Raw genomic sequence first — 2,024 nt, 5'->3', positions numbered from 1 at the left:
ATTTTTAATATTAGCCCCTATACTAGCATTACCTGTATTACTAAGACTTAAAGCACCAGAACCAGAGTTAATAATATCAGATTGTAAGGTGGCATTACCAGTATTCTTAATATTTAAAGCAACATCATCACTTACTTTAATTTCTCCTGCTATGTTAGCACTGCCTTTATTTTCAATACTTACTTTACCACCTCCACTAGCACTAACTCCACCTACTAAGGTGGCATTATCAGAGTTAGTAATACTAATAGGAGCATCTCCACTAGCAGTGATAGCACCTCCTATACTACCACTTCCAGAATTGTTAATTTTTAATTCAGCATTTCCTGCTGTTTTAATATCTCCTCCAATACTTCCAGAGTTAGTAATACTAATAGGGGCATCTCCACTAGCAGTGATATCTCCTACAATACCTTGAGTGCTAGAATTAGAAATACTAATAGGGGCATCTCCACTTACCTCAATATTTCCTGCAACCTTTGCATTATCAGAGTTAGTAATACTAATAGGAGCATCTCCACTAGCACTAATGCTTCCTCCTATACTACCACTTCCAGAGTTGTTAATTTTTAATTCAGCATTTCCTGCTGTTTTAATATCTCCTCCAATACTTCCAGAGTTAGAAATAGCTAAAGGAGTGCTACTTTTAGTTTCAATACTTCCTGTAATAGCATTAGCATTAGTTGAAGTATTAGTAATAGAGTTAAGCTTACTACTCTCATCAATAGTAATATTTCCTGATATAGAAGCATTACCATTATTTACTAATCCTCCATTAATACTAGCACCTTTTTCTATTTTTATTTCACTTCCTATATTGGCATTGCCATTATTAACAATATTACCCTCTAACTTAGCACCACTTATGGTAATACCTCCAGCAATAGAAGCATTACCTGTATTATTAATAGCTACTTTAGTTCCTGCTTTTGAAGAAGTTATAGTTGCTCCATCTTTAATAGTAAGATTACCTGTTATTTTTCCATTATTATTACCAATACCAGCATTTCTACCTATTATCATAGAGCCTTCACCTGAGATAAGAATATCTCCACTAAGGTTGGCACCTGTTCCAAGTTCGATTCCATACTCAGTTTCTCCCTCTATTCTAGCTCCATCTTTGATTTCTATTTTGTTCGTATTTGTGCCCCTGTCTAAGTAAATACCACTTTCTCCACTAATCTTAGTATTAGCTCCACTAATTTCAAGTTCTCCTAGAGTTTGGTTTGGTCCTACTGTAATACCTGAATACTTAACACCAACAACTACTGCACCATCTTGCATCATGAGTTTTCCAAATTTACCCCGAGCTACAGAAATACCAAAACCATTTGATCTTATCGTTCCTTTATTGATAATGTTTTCAATGGTTCCTCCACCTTGTAAGCTTATGCCTGCATGTACAGTACTTTGAACATTAGAAATTATACTTCCTTCATTAATGAGTGTTTGAATATACCCACCATTTACATATATGCCACTCCAATCACCTTGTATCGTCCCACTATTCTTAAAAGTCTCTATCGTAGCTTTGCCAACAAGTTGCATCCCATTTTGCTTGCTTTCTATCACCCCACTATTACTAAAACTCTCTATGGTAGATTTATTAATAAATACTGCATCCCTACCATTTGTTTCTTTAGTAAGAATAGTTCCACTATTATTAAAATTAGTAATAGTAGTATCAGGCTGTAAAGCAATACCATAACCTTTAGAATCTATCATTCCACTATTACTAAAGTTAGTAATGGTTCCTTTAGTGATATTAAAGTTAAATTTACCAGTATTAGTATTAGTTATAGTTCCTTGATTTTCAAAAGATTGGATAGAGCCTGTATTGATACTAATATTATGATTCCCACTCCCACTAATTAAACCTTCATTTTTAATAGTTCCTATGGTTGCATTATTACTTATAGTAATAGCATAGTTAGCATTGGTATTAGTAATACTCCCACTATTAGTAATCTCTAAGTTTTTATATTCTTTATTTTGGGAAGCAGAGATTTGTTTATTAGTAAGTG

The 2,024-nt window shown here is 33.6% G+C and carries 1 protein-coding gene; it reads right to left on the bottom strand.

Translation table 11 applies throughout. The annotated features are described in order from the left end of the window. Positions 1–2,024 (bottom strand): beta strand repeat-containing protein (locus LS72_RS11020; protein WP_414458069.1); only part of this gene is annotated, 2,024 nt, incomplete at both ends.

This window comes from Helicobacter apodemus, from assembly GCF_000765745.2.
In the GTDB taxonomy this organism is placed as follows: Bacteria; Campylobacterota; Campylobacteria; order Campylobacterales; family Helicobacteraceae; genus Helicobacter_D; species Helicobacter_D apodemus.
The sequence above is the reverse complement of the archived record's forward strand: the minus strand, read 5'-3'. Positions and strand labels throughout refer to the sequence as shown.